At 52.4% G+C, this 15,427-nt stretch carries 15 protein-coding genes; 6 read left to right on the top strand and 9 right to left on the bottom strand.

All coding sequences use genetic code 11. From position 1 onward, the window contains the following. Positions 1–59 precede the first annotated feature (59 nt). Genes AB4876_RS04350 through AB4876_RS04375 form a run of 6 tightly spaced genes read right to left on the bottom strand, consistent with a single transcriptional unit; the run spans position 60 to position 6,757 of the window. Complete coding sequence (locus AB4876_RS04350; RefSeq protein ID WP_368380428.1) at positions 60–878, bottom strand: symmetrical bis(5'-nucleosyl)-tetraphosphatase; 819 nt, start codon at positions 876–878, stop codon at positions 60–62. Between the two features lie 42 nt (positions 879–920). Then, positions 921–1,298, bottom strand: coding sequence for a Co2+/Mg2+ efflux facilitator ApaG/CorD (gene apaG / locus AB4876_RS04355; protein WP_301027066.1), 378 nt, complete (start codon positions 1,296–1,298; stop codon positions 921–923). A gap of 3 nt (positions 1,299–1,301) precedes the next feature. Then, the gene (rsmA, locus tag AB4876_RS04360; RefSeq protein ID WP_368380429.1) at positions 1,302–2,114 is read right to left on the bottom strand and encodes a 16S rRNA (adenine(1518)-N(6)/adenine(1519)-N(6))-dimethyltransferase RsmA; all 813 of its coding nucleotides are present in this window, start codon (positions 2,112–2,114) and stop codon (positions 1,302–1,304) included. Next, positions 2,114–3,106 (bottom strand): 4-hydroxythreonine-4-phosphate dehydrogenase PdxA, encoded by a 993-nt coding sequence (gene pdxA / locus AB4876_RS04365; protein WP_368380430.1) that lies wholly within the window; start codon positions 3,104–3,106, stop codon positions 2,114–2,116. Before pdxA ends, rsmA begins: the two co-directional genes overlap by 1 nt. Then, entirely contained in the window at positions 3,106–4,386 is a 1,281-nt protein-coding gene (locus AB4876_RS04370) for a peptidylprolyl isomerase (RefSeq protein WP_368380431.1), read from the bottom strand. The genes pdxA and AB4876_RS04370 overlap by 1 nt, the downstream gene beginning before the upstream one ends. Further along, a complete protein-coding gene (locus tag AB4876_RS04375; RefSeq protein WP_368380432.1) occupies positions 4,364–6,757 on the bottom strand; it encodes an LPS-assembly protein LptD in 2,394 nt (797 codons plus the stop codon). Before AB4876_RS04375 ends, AB4876_RS04370 begins: the two co-directional genes overlap by 23 nt. A gap of 125 nt (positions 6,758–6,882) precedes the next feature. On the opposite strand from AB4876_RS04375, the gene AB4876_RS04380 reads away from it, so the two are divergent. The 6 genes from AB4876_RS04380 to AB4876_RS04405 all read left to right on the top strand — a co-directional run bounded on the left by AB4876_RS04380 (position 6,883) and on the right by AB4876_RS04405 (position 11,404). After that, a complete protein-coding gene (locus AB4876_RS04380) occupies positions 6,883–7,914 on the top strand; it encodes an aminoglycoside phosphotransferase family protein (RefSeq protein ID WP_368380433.1) in 1,032 nt (343 codons plus the stop codon). Between the two features lie 5 nt (positions 7,915–7,919). After that, positions 7,920–8,621, top strand: a complete 702-nt coding sequence (gene murU, locus AB4876_RS04385; RefSeq protein ID WP_438273400.1) for an N-acetylmuramate alpha-1-phosphate uridylyltransferase MurU — start codon at positions 7,920–7,922, stop codon at positions 8,619–8,621. Positions 8,622–8,697: 76 nt separating this feature from the next. After that, on the top strand, positions 8,698–9,366 hold the full coding sequence (rpe, locus tag AB4876_RS04390) for a ribulose-phosphate 3-epimerase (protein WP_368380435.1): 669 nt from the start codon (positions 8,698–8,700) through the stop codon (positions 9,364–9,366). Next, positions 9,363–10,073 carry a phosphoglycolate phosphatase gene (locus AB4876_RS04395; protein ID WP_368380436.1) on the top strand — a complete coding sequence of 237 codons (711 nt, stop codon included), beginning with the start codon at positions 9,363–9,365 and terminating at the stop codon, positions 10,071–10,073. Before rpe ends, AB4876_RS04395 begins: the two co-directional genes overlap by 4 nt. A gap of 371 nt (positions 10,074–10,444) precedes the next feature. Beyond that, positions 10,445–10,762, top strand: a complete 318-nt coding sequence (locus AB4876_RS04400; protein ID WP_368380437.1) for a hypothetical protein — start codon at positions 10,445–10,447, stop codon at positions 10,760–10,762. A gap of 324 nt (positions 10,763–11,086) precedes the next feature. Beyond that, positions 11,087–11,404: a hypothetical protein gene (locus AB4876_RS04405; RefSeq protein WP_368380438.1), complete on the top strand. Its 318-nt coding sequence runs from the start codon at positions 11,087–11,089 to the stop codon at positions 11,402–11,404. A 68-nt stretch (positions 11,405–11,472) separates the two neighbouring features. On the opposite strand, the gene AB4876_RS04410 is transcribed toward AB4876_RS04405, so the two are convergent. From AB4876_RS04410 to AB4876_RS04420, 3 genes are all read right to left on the bottom strand, one after another. Continuing rightward, a complete protein-coding gene (locus AB4876_RS04410; protein WP_368380439.1) occupies positions 11,473–11,892 on the bottom strand; it encodes a BLUF domain-containing protein in 420 nt (139 codons plus the stop codon). Between the two features lie 66 nt (positions 11,893–11,958). Then, positions 11,959–13,629: an alkaline phosphatase family protein gene (locus AB4876_RS04415; RefSeq protein ID WP_368380440.1), complete on the bottom strand. Its 1,671-nt coding sequence runs from the start codon at positions 13,627–13,629 to the stop codon at positions 11,959–11,961. A gap of 39 nt (positions 13,630–13,668) precedes the next feature. After that, positions 13,669–15,408 (bottom strand): Aq_1262 family (lipo)protein, encoded by a 1,740-nt coding sequence (locus AB4876_RS04420; protein WP_368380441.1) that lies wholly within the window; start codon positions 15,406–15,408, stop codon positions 13,669–13,671. Positions 15,409–15,427: the final 19 nt, after the last annotated feature.

Below are 15,427 nucleotides of genomic sequence, written 5' to 3' on the forward strand. Positions count from 1 at the left end.
AAGTGGGTATTTGTGAGCGAAGCGAATGCCTTTAGGCGTCTCCCGTTTTCCGTCCAGCATTATGCGTCACCTGTGCATGTGCACCGATGCAATTCCCTACTATCCATATCCAATATCGTCATTTCCCGCCCCCACACGCAGCCGCTGTCTAGGGCGATAATATCGTCGCGACCGGTTTGGCATTCCAGTGCCGCCCAGTGGCCGAAGATCAGAGTTTCACTGCGGGCATGGGGTTTTTGCCATTCGAACCACGGGCGGTAGCCTGGGGGGATGTCGGCGAGGGCGCCTTTAAATGTTAATTCCAATTTGCCGTCGGCATTGCTGGCGCGCATACGGGTTAGGTGGTTGGTGATGGCGCGCAGGCGGGGAAGGCCGGTTAGGCTATCGTCCCAGCGGCTTGGTTGGTCGCCGTACATGTCTTTTAAAAAATCGTCAGCCTGGGGGCTTTGTAGCACGGCTTCAATTTCACGGCTCAAGCTCAGGGCTTGTTCGCTGCTCCACGCAGCGGGAATACCGGCGTGGCTCATTAGGTAGCGGCCGTCGTCGGAGCGCAGTACCAGCGCTTGTTGTTGCAGCCAGTCCATGAGTTCGCCGCAGTCAGGGGCATTAAGTAGCGCTTCGAGAGTGGGGTGGCGGCCGCGGTCGGTAGCACCGCGGGCGAGGGCGAGGCAGTGTAGGTCGTGATTGCCGAGAGTAATGCGCAGGCTATCGCGAATGCTATAGAGGTAGCGTAGGGTTTCGAGCGAATCTGGGCCGCGGTTAACAAGGTCGCCGACCAGCCACAGTTGGTCTTGCTCAGGCTTGAAATCAACATCGGCGAGCAGGCATTGCAGGGGTTTTAAGCAGCCTTGTAAATCACCCACTGCGTATCTGCTCACGATATTTGCCTCTTGGTTTGGTGGCGGTGTTAAGTCTCGGTATTAGTGCAGAGCAGAGGGTCGAGCTAACGAAAAGATACCAATGGGCGCAATAAAGGGGCGGCCAGAGGCGCTGATCATTTCGTAACTGCCTTCCATGGTGCCGACGGCGGTTTCTATTACCGCGCCAGAGGTGTAGCTGAAAGATTGGCCTGGTTCAATTAGCGGTTGTTTGCCAATAACGCCTTCGCCCTGGACTTCTTGAACCTGATTGGCGCCGTCAGTAATTATCCAGTGGCGGTTGATCAGGCGCACTGCTTCTTCACCGGTATTGCGGATGGTGATGGTGTAGGCGAAGGCAAAACGCTGTTCTTCCGGCACCGATTGGTCTGGCAGAAATTGGCTCTCTACCTGAATGTCGACAGGGGCTGAATCTGGCATTTCTTACTCCGCAATATCATTTTCTTGTGCGTCGCCAACGGCGTTGGCAATCGCTACATAGCTTTCTAGGCTAACGTTTTCTGGTCTAATGCCCGGGTCTAAGCCCAGTGCTTCCAAGCCCTCGCTGCTAATTAAGCCCTTGAGCGTATTGCGCAAGGTCTTGCGGCGCTGGTTAAAGGCGTCGCGAACCACTCTCTGCAATAGTTTAACGTCGTTGGCTGGGTAGGGAAGCTCAGTGTAGGGCGTTAGCCGAACAATAGCGGATTGTACCTTAGGTTGGGGTGAAAAGGCTTCGGGCGGCACATCAAATAGCGATTCTATCGCGCAGTAATACTGGGCCATGATGCTGAGGCGGCCGTAGGTTTTGCTGCCAGGTCCTGCGGCAAGGCGGTCTACTACTTCTTTTTGCAGCATAAAATGCATGTCGCTGATGCAGTCGTGGGCGCTGAGCAGGTGGAATATTAGGGGCGTGGATATGTTGTAGGGCAGATTGCCGACCACCCGTAGTTTCTCCGTGCCCGCTAGTGCGCCAATATTAAATTTTAGGGCGTCGCCTTCGTGAATGCGGAAATTGTCGCGACTAGAAAATTTATCCGCCAAAATTTGCACGAGATCGCGGTCGATCTCGATTACGTCAAGCTGGCAATCGGTGTCGAGAATCGAGGCAGTAATTGCCCCTTGGCCGGGGCCGATTTCCAGTAAACGTTGGCCCGCTAGAGGGGAGACCGCGCGTACAATGCCGCGAATGATGCCTTGGTCGTGAAGAAAGTTTTGACCGAAGCGCTTGCGCGCGCGGTGTGGAGCTGGGGATTGCATTAAAGATGTTTCCTACTGTGCCTAGTCATGGCAATGGCGCTGCGCAGTGCAGCTTCAAAACTGCCGGAATCGGCGGTGCCGCTCCCAGCTAAATCAAGGGCGGTGCCGTGGTCTACTGAGCTGCGAATAATCGGCAAGCCGAGGGTAATGTTCACCGCGCGGCCAAAGCCTTGGTATTTTAGTACCGGCAGGCCCTGGTCGTGGTACATCGCCAATACCGCATCGCACTTTGCGAGATGGCGAGGAGTGAAGGCGGTGTCGGCGGGCATTGGCCCCTCGAGCTGCCAGCCCCGCTGGCGCAGAGTGTCGAGGCAGGGAATGATGGTGTCGATTTCTTCGCGGCCCATATGACCACCTTCGCCGGCGTGGGGGTTGAGGCCCAATACCAATATGCGCGGGCGCTCGCAGCCAAATTGGCTTTGCAGGGCGCCGTGCAGTATTTCGGTAACGCGCTGCAGGGTAGCAGTGGTGATGGCGGTAGGCACGGCGCTCAGGGGCAGGTGAGTGGTCACCAGTGCCACCCTCAGCTCCTCGGTCGCCAGCATCATTACCACTTTGTCGACCGCGCAGCGCTCAGCGAGAAACTCAGTGTGACCGCTAAAGGCGATGCCTGCGTCATTGATAACGGATTTTTGCACGGGGCCGGTGACCAGTGCTTGGCATTGATCTGCTAGGCAGGCATCGGTGGCTTGGCGCAAGGTGTCGAGCACATAGGCGGCATTTGCAGTGTCGAGCTGACCGGGCTGCGCGGGGCTGCGCAGGGCAATGTCGACGACCCGCAGCTGGCCACTGCGGTGGGGCTGAGCAGGTGTAGAAAAGTCGCAGGGTAGGCAGTGCAGGGGCAGGCCAATGGCGGCGGCGCGCTGCATAAGCAGTTCCGGATCGGCAAAGGCCACCAGTTCGACGTCGTAGTTATCTTGTGCAAGCTTAACGAGGAGTTCTGGGCCTACCCCGGCAGGCTCGCCGGGGGTGATCGCAATGCGGCTTGGCATCAAATTTTGATGTCGACAAAGGCCTCGCTGCGAATTTTGCGCAGCCAGATGTCCAGTTCGTCGGCATATTTGCGTTCGTGGATAATATTGCGAGCAATCTGTTTGCGCATGTCTTTGGTCACGTCTTGGTTGCGACGCTCAATGACTTTAATAACATGCCAGCCGTAGTCAGAGGCAACTGGCTCGTGAATTTCGCCGGGCGACGTTTCGTCCATAGCTTTTTGGAACTGGGGAACGAGCTGGCCGGGAGTGGTCCAGCCGAGGTCGCCGCCTTCTTGGGCTGAACCGATATCTTCGGAATACTCTTTGGCGAGATCGCGGAAGGATTCACCTTTGAGGGCGCGCTGACGAAGCTCTTTCGCAAGTGCTATTGTCTGGGCTTCGCTGCGAATCGCTGAGGGCTTGAGCAGGATGTGGCTGGCGCGGGTCTGTTTGACCATTTGCTTAACACCGCGACTTTCCAGCAGTTTAATGATGTGGAAACCGCTGGCGCTTTGAATTGGCTCTGACACGTCAAAGTCGCTCATTTTGGCCGCAACTTCGGTAAACAATGACGGTAGTTCAGTACTTTTACGCCAGCCTAAATCGCTGATGCTAATGGCGTCGTTGGCGTTGTCCACGCTTTTTCCGTCGCGCATTTTTGCGCTTAGGGCTTTAGCTTTGGCTTCTGCTTGCTGACGCTGGGCTGGGCTGGCATCGGAATCCACGGGAATTAATACGTGTGAGAAGTGATATTCCGGTGCGGTGCGCTGGCGGCCTTCCTCAGACTTGAGGAAACTCTGAATTTCTTGGTCGCTGATCTGAATGCGCTGGTTCACATTGCCCATTTGCACGCGCTGCAAAACCATTTCCTTGGCAATCTGCTCGCGCACGGCGAGATAGGATGCACCGCTGGCGGTTAATGCCTGTTGGAATTGCGCTAGGCTCATATTGTTATTGCCGGCAATCCGCGCGACCGCTGCATTGAGCTCTTCGTCTTCAATGCGCACGCCGTAACGATTGGCAATTTGCAGCTGGATGTTTTCCAAAACCAATAGATCGAGCACTTCTTTGCGGAGCTGTTCTGGTGGTGGCGCTTCTTTACCAGAGCGCTCGATATTGGTCATGATGCTCTCAATACGGGAATCGAGTTCGCTGGCCAAAATGATATCGTCATCGACAATGGCGACAACTTTATCGAGCCACTTAGTCTCAGCTTGTGCTAGTGGTGCCAGCACAATCAGCAAGGTGGCGGTTAATACTTTGAGTAAACGCATATTATTCATCAGATAGGTAGCCAAAAATACTTTCCTTAAGAACACTGGTTACTGCGGTGCCAAGTCCACCCAGCCCTTTCAATTGAAATTCAATGAGCAGCGCCGAGTTGTTGTCGGTGCCACTGGTGTTAGACCCACTATTGTCGTCTGGTTCCAGCGCGCGTTGATAAACCACTCTGCTCAGCCAGCAACAATTTTGATACTCGGCGCCAATCAAGTTTTCAACAGGGCGGTTGTCTTCAAAATCGTATTGGGTCTTGGCAAACAGCTTCCACTGGCTGTTTAGCGGCAGACTCACGGAGGCATCACCCTGCTTAACGTTGTTTTCCAAACCGCCAAATTCATTGCCTTCGCGGCGGAAGGTATAGCCAATATTAAACAGTGCGCCATTATCGCTGCGCTGATGGTAGCCCAGATTGCTCTGATTAAGCACCCCTTGACGTGCATCATACAGAAGATCGACGCTGAACCAACGGTTGTCGTCGGGCAGCAGGCGGAATTGCGCGGCAAAATCGGAGTTGCTGCTTTTGCGGATCTCGTCACCGGGCAATTGCACGCGGCCATCGTCAAAATAATGGAGTTGGCCAATGCTGGCGGTGAGCACTTCGCGGCCAGCTGCGTTATTAATGAAGCGGCTACTCATGCCAATGGCAATTTGATTGGCGTCGTCGAGGCGGTCGTGGCCGGTAAAGCGGGTGTCGCGGAACAGCTGCTGATAAGTAAAGGTCAGTGCGGCGCTGTCAAAATCGGGCTGATCGCTTTGGTCTTCGTATTCGGAATAGCGATAAAACAGTCGAGGCTCTAAGGTTTGAGTCCAGTCTTGCTCGCTGATTGTGAGCTCGCGTTCAAAGTACAGTCCGCTGTCGACGCTCAATAAGGCGCTGCTGGCGCTGGGGCTGGCGTCGATGCCGGCGAGCTGGGCATCTTCAAGTTGGTAGTTTACGGTGCGGCTTTTTAAGGCTGGCTCAATAAAGCCCCAGCGCCAGCGCATAGGGAAGCTGGCGCCAGCAGTGGCGTAGAGGCGCTCGCCAGTGATTTTGCTGCCGCCGTCACGCAGTTTGTCGCGGTGGTCAAACTGGGTGTATTCAAGTTCGATGCTGGGTTCTAGCTGAAAGTTTTTGGCCGGCGACTGATAGTCTAAACGCAGTTGCGGCAATTTTTGATAAGGGTCTTCAACGGCCGCAATGGTCTGATAGCGCTGAACCTCGACGCGGCCAGTCCAGTTGTCTGAGTTGTAGTTTAATGCGCCCTGTTGATTTAAGTGGGTGCTGCGCTTTACCGCTAAATTGGCTAAACCTAGATCAGTGAAGTAATCAACGTCGCTGACCTTGGTGTAATCAACCTCTGTGCTCCACTGATCATTTACAAAACCCTGTTCTTTTACATCAATCAACCAGCGGTCGATGTTCTCGCTTTGGTCATTGGGCAAATAACTGCTGCTGACCGCCCATTCGCTATAGGGGTTTAAGTAGCGCAGCTCGGTTTCCAGTGCTTCGCCACGCTTTTCAATATAGCGGGGCGCGACAATAGCGTCGTAATTGGGGGCCAGATTTAGGTAAATAGGCGTAGAAATGTCGAGGCTATTATTCGCTAAGCCAATGGACGGGAATAAAAAACCAGTGGCGCGACGGTCATCAACCGGGAAGTTTAGGTAGGGGCTGTAAAATACCGGAATATCGTATACCCGAATGCTGGTGCCCCGCGCTACACCGCGGCCGCTATTGTAATCTAAAACGATACTGTCAGCGTGTAAGGACCAAGTTTCATTGTCGGGGGTGCACTGGGTATAGCTAGCGCCGTCCATTTCAAAGCGGCTGTAGTCTGGTCGAGAGATCCGTTCAGCGGTGCCACGGGCGCCGGTTTGAAAGCTTAATATTTCGGCTTGCTGGAGCTCGCCAAGGCCGCGATTGGTGTCAATTTGTGCAAATTGGCCGCGCAGTAATATGCCAGGCTGGCGCAAAATCACGTTGTCGCGCAGCAAGACGGTGCTGTTGCTGCGGTTGTATTGGGCGTAGCCGGCGTCGAGGCTGAGGTCGCCTTTGCGCAGCTGCACATCGCCGGTCATGGTTGCTTTGGCGCCGACGGATTCGATTGTGTCGGCAGAGACATTTAGCGGTGCGCTAAGCGGCTTGCTGCCCGCGCCTTCCCAATCTCTGCTGGGCTCAATAAATCGCCCTTGGCAGCCTGGTGTGAGGCCGCAGCGCGCCGCTTCACTTAAATGGCTATTGGGCACCCAGTGCCAGTGCTGGTAGTAGGCTGGCAAATCACTGATGTCGGCGCTTAGTGGCGAAATGATGGTGTCGCTGCAGTTTTCTGGTGCGGCGGCTTGCGCTAGGCTGGCGTGGCTAGCAGCGGCGGCAAGAAAGCATAAAGTAAGTTGGCGAAACACTGGCATCAGTTAGTGATTTTATTTTGGCGATGGAGCCGATATTGGCGAAGGTGGATAATAAAGCATTCTCTGCTAGGATGCCCGCCTGTGTGTATAAAAGGCCAAAATTCTGGCTTTTAACGGAAGCAAAAATGGATCACATACTAAAAGAACTCCACAGTTGGTGTTTGCAGCAGCTGTCGCTCGATGCGGCTGACGCGGCGAGCGAGTTGGTCGTGGTGTCTGGCGATGCCAGTTTTCGCAGCTATTATCGCTTGCCGCTTGCGGCGGGCGGTAGTGTGATTGCCGTGCACGCGCCACCAGATAAAGAGGATAATCGGGCCTTTACCACTGTGCAGGCACTGCTGCACAAGCACGGCGCGCGGGTGCCTGCTCTGCTGGGCTGGGATAAGCCGCGGGGCTTTTTACTGCAGGAAGATTTTGGCGATCAGCTGCTATGGCCTTTGTTGGTAAATAGTGCCGCGGCAGATCACTATTATCGCCAAGCCTTTGGCGTAATGCTGGCGATGCAGCGCATTCCTAATGATCAGCACAGCTTGCCCGAGTACGACGAAGCGCGCCTTAGCGCAGAAATGAATTTATTTTCCGAGTGGTTTGTGAGTGGCCTGCTAGGTTATCAATTTGACGCTGATGAGCTGGTGATGCTGCGCGGCGTGTTTGGCTTGTTGTCTACCCGCGCAGTCGCGCAGTCGCAAGTCTTGGTGCATCGCGATTTTCATAGCCGCAACTTGATGGTGCTGGCGGATGAACGTTTGGGCATGATTGATTTTCAAGACGCGGTAGTGGGGCCAGTTAGCTACGATTTGGTGTCATTGATTCGCGATTGTTATGTTAGTTGGCCAGAGGAGCAGGTCGATGACTGGATAGAGGTCTATCGCCTCATGGCAATGCGAGCGGGCGTATTAAAGGCGGTGAGTGCTGAGGGGTTTCGTCAAGATGTGGATTGGATGGGCTTGCAGCGCCATATTAAGGTGCTGGGTATTTTTGCTCGCTTAAATTTGCGCGATGGCAAAACGGCTTATATGGCGGATCTACCTTTGGTGCTGGAATACACCTTGAGTATTGCTAGCCGCTACCCCGAATTTGATGAATTTCTCAGTTGGTTTGACCGTAAATTAATGCCGCTAATCTGTCAGCAGAGCTGGTTTAAGGACGACGAGTGAAAGCGATGATCTTGGCTGCAGGGCTGGGTACGCGGATGCGGCCCCTGACCGATCACTGCCCTAAGCCGCTGTTGCGGGCTGGCGGTCGCCCGCTTATCGATTTCCATTTAGCCAAGCTTGCCGCCGCTGGTGTGAGTGAGGTGGTGGTGAATTGCTCGTGGCTGGCCGAGCAAGTTCAAAGTTATCTTAGTTCGGCCAACTGTTATGGGCTTGATATTCATTTATCCCGAGAAGAGCAGCCGCTGGAAACGGCGGGGGGCATAGTGCAAGCCCTGCCTTATTTAGACAGTGGCGACGACGCGCCATTTTTATTGGTCAATGGCGATGTCTGGACAGATATTGATTTTAGTCAGCTATTAAACTGCCAGCCGCAAGCGGCTCATCTTGTTCTGATTGCCAACCCGCCGCACCATCCTAGCGGTGATTTTTCGCTGACAGAAGCCGGTTTGGTGACGGAGGACGACCTTGGGTCGCGCTATACCTTTTCGGGTATTAGTGTTTGGCGACCCTCGATGTTTCGCGGTTTGGCCCATGGGCCGCGCGCGCTAAAACCACTAATGCAGAGCGCGATTGCCAGTGGCGGCCTCAGTGGTGAATTATTTACGGGGCACTGGTGGGACATTGGCACGCCCCAGCGTTTGGCTGATCTCGACGACTTTTTAAGTGCGTCGCCGCAGGCTGCTGATTCAACGCCGAAAGTGCCGTAAAATACCGACTTTGTACTTATAGATACCGTAATGGTTTGCGCATTAAACTAGCGCCTCAATTTTGCAGGAAACTAAAATGGCAGATTACTGGATAGCCCCATCGATATTATCGGCAAACTTCGCCTGTTTAGGGGCGGAAGTCGACGCCGTGCTCGAGGCTGGCGCTGATATTGTTCACTTTGATGTAATGGATAATCACTACGTTCCTAATCTGACTATTGGACCGATGGTCTGCAAAGCCTTGCGCAAACACGGCGTAAAAGCGCCAATCGACGTGCATTTGATGGTTTCGCCGGTGGATCGCATGATTGCCGATTTCGCTGAGGCGGGCGCCAGTATTATTACCTTCCACCCAGATGCCACAATCCATGTTGACCGCTCGCTGCAAATGATTCGCGACGCCGGTTGTAAGGCGGGATTGGTATTAAATCCTGCGGTTGGTCCCGATGTATTGAAATACGTCATGGATAAGCTCGATATGATTTTGCTGATGTCCGTGAACCCTGGCTTTGGTGGTCAGAGCTTTATTCCCTCGACCCTCGACAAAATTAAAGAAGTGCGGGCTTTGATCGACGCCTCGGGTCGGGATATTCGCCTTGAAGTGGATGGCGGTATCTCTGCTAAAAATATTGCTGAAGTGGCGGCTGCGGGGGCAGATACCTTTGTGGCTGGTTCGGCGATTTTTAATGGCGGCGACTACAGTGAAACGATTGAAAAAATGCGGAACGAATTAGCCGGCGTATGAAGTTATTGCAAGATCTACTAAGCGGTCGCGAGCTAGAGGCCATCTTATTTGATTTGGATGGCACTCTTATCGATAGCGTGCCAGATCTAGCGGCGGCGCTAGATGCAAGTTTGGAACAGCTTAATTATGTGCCCGCCGGTGTTAATCGGGTGCGGGGCTGGGTCGGTAATGGTGCCCGCAAGCTCGTGCAGCGCGGCTTGGCCTTTGCGCTCGAAGTACCTGAAAAATCGCTGGATCCAAGTTTAATCGACCAGTTGCTCGCGGTGTTTTTTGAACACTATGGAGAGCAGACCTGCGAGCAAACCGTGCTTTATCCGGGGGTGCGTGAGGCTCTAACGCACTGGCATACCCAAGGCATTAAAATGGCTTGCGTTACCAATAAGCCCGCGCGGTTTAGCGAGCCCATTCTTGCGCATTTTGGTTTACAGGAGCTTATGCCGGTTTTGGTCGGTGGCGATACACTTGCGGTGCGTAAGCCCGATCCGGCGCCCTTGCTGCTGGCCTGCGAGCAGCTCGGCGTGGCGGTTGCCAATACCGTAATGGTCGGCGACTCAGTGAATGATGTTGCTGCCGCCAGGGCGGCGAATATGCCGGTTGCGTGTGTAAGCTATGGTTACAATCATGGCGCGTCAGTGGCGGATGCAAAGCCAGATATTTTGGTTGATCGATTTATTGATTTATCTCCAGGGCTCGCTAGCTCGCTCTAATACGCCGCCTTTCTTGCGGCGGGTTTATTCCTAATTGGTTTTTTATATCGGTGCTTGGTTTGATCTGGGCGCTGATCATTTCACTGTTTTTACAATTCCCTATTCGTACGGTTTTTGGCTTGCTGCTGTGCTCTGTATTTGGTGGTTTTTGACGCCAGAGTTATCGAATAGCGGTATTTAGTAACGAAATGCGCTTATCGGTAACGTTTTTTCTGTTGAATTTGTTGGTTGTAGTCCGTTGAATTATATGGATTTTTTTATTTCTATATTTTATAAATGAATGATTGTAATTTTTTATAGACATATGTGTGTATTTTGGTATCATTTGCGCCTTGATTGGAGTTTGTACTGTTTAGTGCATGGTGTATCTGATGAAAAAATTGATAGCAGTAAGTGTATTTTCGGCTTTGGCGTTAACTTCGCTTAATAGTTACGCCAATTGTGCTTTGGCCGCAGTGAAGGATTTTCCGCGACTGCCTGCGCTTGAAGCTAGCCAAAGCCAGGAGGTTGCTGCGCTAAAGGCGACAGTCGATATGTATTTAGAGCGCGCCACCCAAAACTTAGAGAGCTGTGGCGGGTATTCAGAAGATTTCTTCTACAATGCAGCGGTGACGCGTTTGGAGAAAACCGCTGAGCACTACAATGCCTTGGTTCGTCATCACAACCAGATGTTGGTTTCAGCGAAGTAAATTTTTACCCGCCCAGTAGGTCTTTTTTTTTGGCGTGTTGCTGTAATGGCAATACGCCTTTTTTGCATCTGGGCAATGGGTTTGTAGTTGGCGGCCGGTTTATCCGATTTTTACGTGTTTCAATAGCTACTGCATATGCGGGATAAATTGGTAACCAATATTATTGACCTTTAGCATTATATATCTTGTTGAAATATATGCTTATTTTGTTTTTGTATTGAATTTTTTGCGCTTTTGTTACTTTTTGTGTTTCTAGTTGTGTGTATTTTGGTATCATAGTTTCACCTAGTTAGAGTTTGTGCGCTAAAGCACGAGATGTATCTGATGAAGAAACTAATAGTAGTAAGCGTATTGTCAATTTTGGGCTTAACGTCGGTAAACAGTTATGCCAATTGCGCCTTTTCTGCCGTGAAAAATGCGCCGTATTTGCCTGACATTGAGTCTAGTCAAAGTGAAGATCTTGCCAATCTTAAGATAACCGTTGAAGCGTATTTAGATCTCGGTGCTCAGCGTTTAAATGACTGCGGAAGATTTTCAGATAGCTTCCATCACAACATAGCGGTAACGCGTTTAGAGCAAACCGCTGAGCACTACAATACTCTGGTTCGTCATCACAACCAGATGTTGGTTTCAGCGAAGTAAATTTTTACCCACCCAGTAGGTCTTTTTTGGGCGTGTTGCTGTAATGGCAATGCGCCTTTTTTTATTGTTTAGAGCAAAGGCATAGCATTACGTAACGCCCGTAAAAACTGGGCGGCACTTGCAGCGCTCATCGAATAGGGCTCGAACAGGCCCGATGCGGTGTAAAGCAGGTTTAAGGGGCGCGAGAGTGCGGCTTTTGGTACCAGTCCCATTTCCCATTGAGAGTAGCTGCGCTTATCGATAGTGCTGTATGCCAATAGCTCTAGGGCTTGGTGACGTTTATCGCTGAGGATCTTGGCGTAGGTAGCATTGATCTGGCTGCGGTCGCCTTCAAGGCATTGCATAAAAAAATTGCCGTCAAAGCACAATAGGCCAGTAATATTGGCTTCAGCATTCGCTTTTTTCGCACTTGCTAAAATTGCGGTTAAATCCTTTTCCTCAAAGGTTTCGGATACGGTGCTGGTATAAATCAGTTGAATCAGCGACATAAAATTTCGGCCTAATACGGTTTCTTCAACTGTAAGTGCTAGCGCTCCTATCCCCTATAGGGAACATTACTTAGCGTGGGCCGGTGGAGTGACGTCAAGCAGCTGCGCGGCGTAATTCATAACGTGGAATATCAGGTTCTGTTCATTGCTGCCACTGACGAGGGCTGCGCCTGGGCCAATGGCATAAATGGCCACGTCTTCGCCAGAGTGGGTTTCGGCGGCTAGCGGAATTAAGGCCTCTTGATGAAAACCACTGCTCTGCGTGTCTACCTCATCTAGGTTATGGCGGCCGGCCTGTATTTCTTGCTGATACGCGGTATCGGCGTTGTTGTCGCTGCCTAAATTTTGAAAGCCGCGGCCGTTGCGATAGCCTAGGGTGGTGTAGGGCATGCCGTCGCTGGCTTGTGCGGGAACAGTGCTGCCCACTTCAATAACCTTGCCTAAAATAGGATTGCCGCGCTTGGGGTAGCCACTAATACTAAAGGCGTGGCCATGGTCGGCGGTAACAATGATAAGGGTGTCGTCGCGTTGGCTCAATGACACCGCAGTTGCAACGGCGTCGGCAAAGGCAATAGTTTCGTTTAAGGCATTAAAGGCATTGCCCGCGTGGTGGGCGTGATCGATACGGCCGCCTTCCACCATCAGGAAATAACCGTTTGAATTTTGGCTAAGCCTAGTAATTGCCGTGGCGGTCATTGCTTTTAAAGAGGGTTCGCCGTTATTGCTGGTGTCGCGATCTGCTTCGTAGCGCATATGCGAGGGGTTGAACAGGCCAAAAATCTTGCTTGCAGTCTTTGGATTGATGGCCTGTAAGTCGCCAGTAGTTTGAAGGTATTTGCCGTCGGGATACTGCTGCTGCCACTGGCTGATTAAGTTGCGCTCGTCTAAGCGTCGGCCTTCGCCACTGGGGTCGGTGTTACTAATAAAGCCGCGACGGCCGCCACCCATGATTACGTCGATGCCGTCGACGTCGGCGCCGGAAATACGGGCTTCCACGTTTTTTTCAAAATCGATTAATTGGCTAGCAATATCCTGGCAGCCTGCGGCTTTGGCTGCGGCGGGCAGGCTACTGTCGTCCTCCCAGTCGCGATCTGCCGATTTGGCATAGGTCGCCGCAGGGGTGGCATGGGTTATGCGCGCAGTGGAGATGATTCCTGTTGCTTTGCCTGCTAGCGCGGCTAACTCCAGTGCGCTAATCACTTCATGGCCAGCAAGGCTTTGGCAGTCGCCAACGATAACGTTTTCATCGGCGCCAAGCGCGCCGGCATCGGTTTTTAGCCCAGACATTATCGCGGTCATGGTGCCGGCAGAGTCAGGGGTTTGTGAATCAACGTTATAGGTTTTTGATAGGCCAGAGTAGGGGAAGTGCTCAAAGCTCAAGGCGTACTCTTCGCCGCTTTGACCAAGGCGCTGACCGGCAAGAATGCGCGCAGCGGTAATGGTGGCGATGCTCATGCCGTCGCCTAAAAACAAAATAATATTGCGCGCTTTGCCGCGCTCAATCTCGCCAAGAGGTTTATTGGTGAGGGCGGTTTCTGCGTCGCGATACCAAGCGTTGTTGAGGGTATTTGCGATCAGCGGCGCAGATTTCAAGTTGCGAAGTTGATTTTCTTGCTGGTCGGCAATGGGTGGGGCATTGCGGCTGCAGGCCGATAAACTGGCGGCTACACATAATCCAATACTGAGGCTGAGGCCAAGGGCGCGCAGCGGTGGGCGGGTGTATGTGCAGCTAGCCATGTTTGGCCTCCTAGCCTAATTTGAGAGGCCACTATCCGTTTATTTTGCGCTTAAGGGAAGTGCCGTTTCCACAGAATTTAGGCTGCTATTGGGCCACCGCAAACGAATGTCCCACTGCACTTTTTTGTCGCCAGGCAGCACGGGTGTGCTCTCTGGATCAATTTCTGAATAGACATTGCGCACGGGTTGCAGATTGGCATCGCGACCGTGAATAAAATCTTGATCGGCAACAATGGTCATATAAGCCTTGTTGAGATCGAGCGCGCGGCGCAGTGACGGAGTTATTAATTGGTATACGTCTAAGCCGTTAATGGCGGCGACGTTTAGGCTGCCGTCGGCGTGGAAAAAGCGCTCACGAATTTCGTCGTTTTCGCGAAACTCATTGCCGCCACCAACTGTTTTTAGGTAGTGAGCGATTTCGCCCTCGCTGTCATTTTTAGTGTTAGCTGCGTTTACATAGGGGGCGTCGGGCATGCCTTTTAAATTGATGTAAGACCAGCCTGGCGCGCCGTCGAGTTTGCGGGCAAAGGCAAAGGTCTGGTCAATTGTGCTGCCGATGGTGGTGTGGCAACCCATGCAAAACAAATTCTCCTCTTCGCTTTGCATGCGCAATTGGCCTTGCTGGTCTTCTATAAAGCCGAGCAGCATCCAGCCAAAGGAGTTGTCGGTGCCTTTGTCGCCGCGGTTAATAAATTGTGGCAGCAGACCTTCGATTTTTTCTTGGTTTTCATTGCCGTACTGCGATACCAAATGAGTAGGCGGAAAGAAGGCGAATTTATTCATATAGCGCAGTTCTTTCATGCGTGGCGGCAGGCCGATGTCGCCATCTTTGCTTATACCAACATAGCGCACGCTGTGTAAAAACTCGGTGTGGATGGGATACAGCATTACCGTCACTGCTTCGTCGCCGGCTTGGCCCACATAGTGGGTGGGGCGAATAATCTCGCTAATAACGCTGAGTTTGCCATCTTGGTTAAGATCTTCACAAAAGGCGTTTTCGTCGATTGCCGGTACGCTAATGCGGCTAAGGTCTTTGATTGCCGCTTCCAGAATGCCTAAATTGGCAAGATAAGTGTCGCGGGAGTAATCCTTGTTTTTGCAGCTAGTTTGGCGAAATTTGGCAGGCAGACGGATCATAACGTCGTCGCTAGAACCGTTGGTGGGCCAGAAGGTGCTCGGTAGTGGCTTGTAGTTAAATGCCACCCAATGACTACCGTCTTTGGCCATGCCGTGCTCGTCGAAGGCCGCGGCGCCAAGATGCAGGTTCTTGATTTCGGGGATTGGCCCCTGCCAGTCTGCTGTGCTTTTTAGCTGCTCAATTAATGGGCTGTAATTGTCGGTGTAAATATAATCGATTACGGCCTGATCGCTAATTTTGGCAATGCGTGGCCGACGGTCTTCAAACAGATTTTGCCAATGATTATGAGTGCCGAGATCAGAGAAAGCGTAAACGTGCTGAAGGCCGCCGTCGCTCATGGTGTTGGGGCGGCTGCGGTAATCATAGCTCTGGTGGCAGGTCATGCAGGGATTGTATTCGCCGTCGTGCTTGGTGTAACACTGCGGGGGAATCACCGCTTCGGCGTTGTAAATATTTTCGGCATGCGCTTGGCGGAGTACGGCACGGCCGCTGCGCGCCGGCGAACTCGGAAATTTTAAGCTGGCGAGTATTTGGGCATCGTCGCTGGATTGCTGAGTTGTCGGTTCTGTAATTTCGCTGATGGATGTGCTGCTATCGCAGGCGCTCAGCATAATTAGAATAAGGCTTATAAAATATTTCATGGTCTCTACCGTAAATAAA

The organism is Zhongshania guokunii (genome assembly GCF_040892635.1).
In the GTDB taxonomy this organism is placed as follows: Bacteria; Pseudomonadota; Gammaproteobacteria; order Pseudomonadales; family Spongiibacteraceae; genus Spongiibacter; species Spongiibacter guokunii.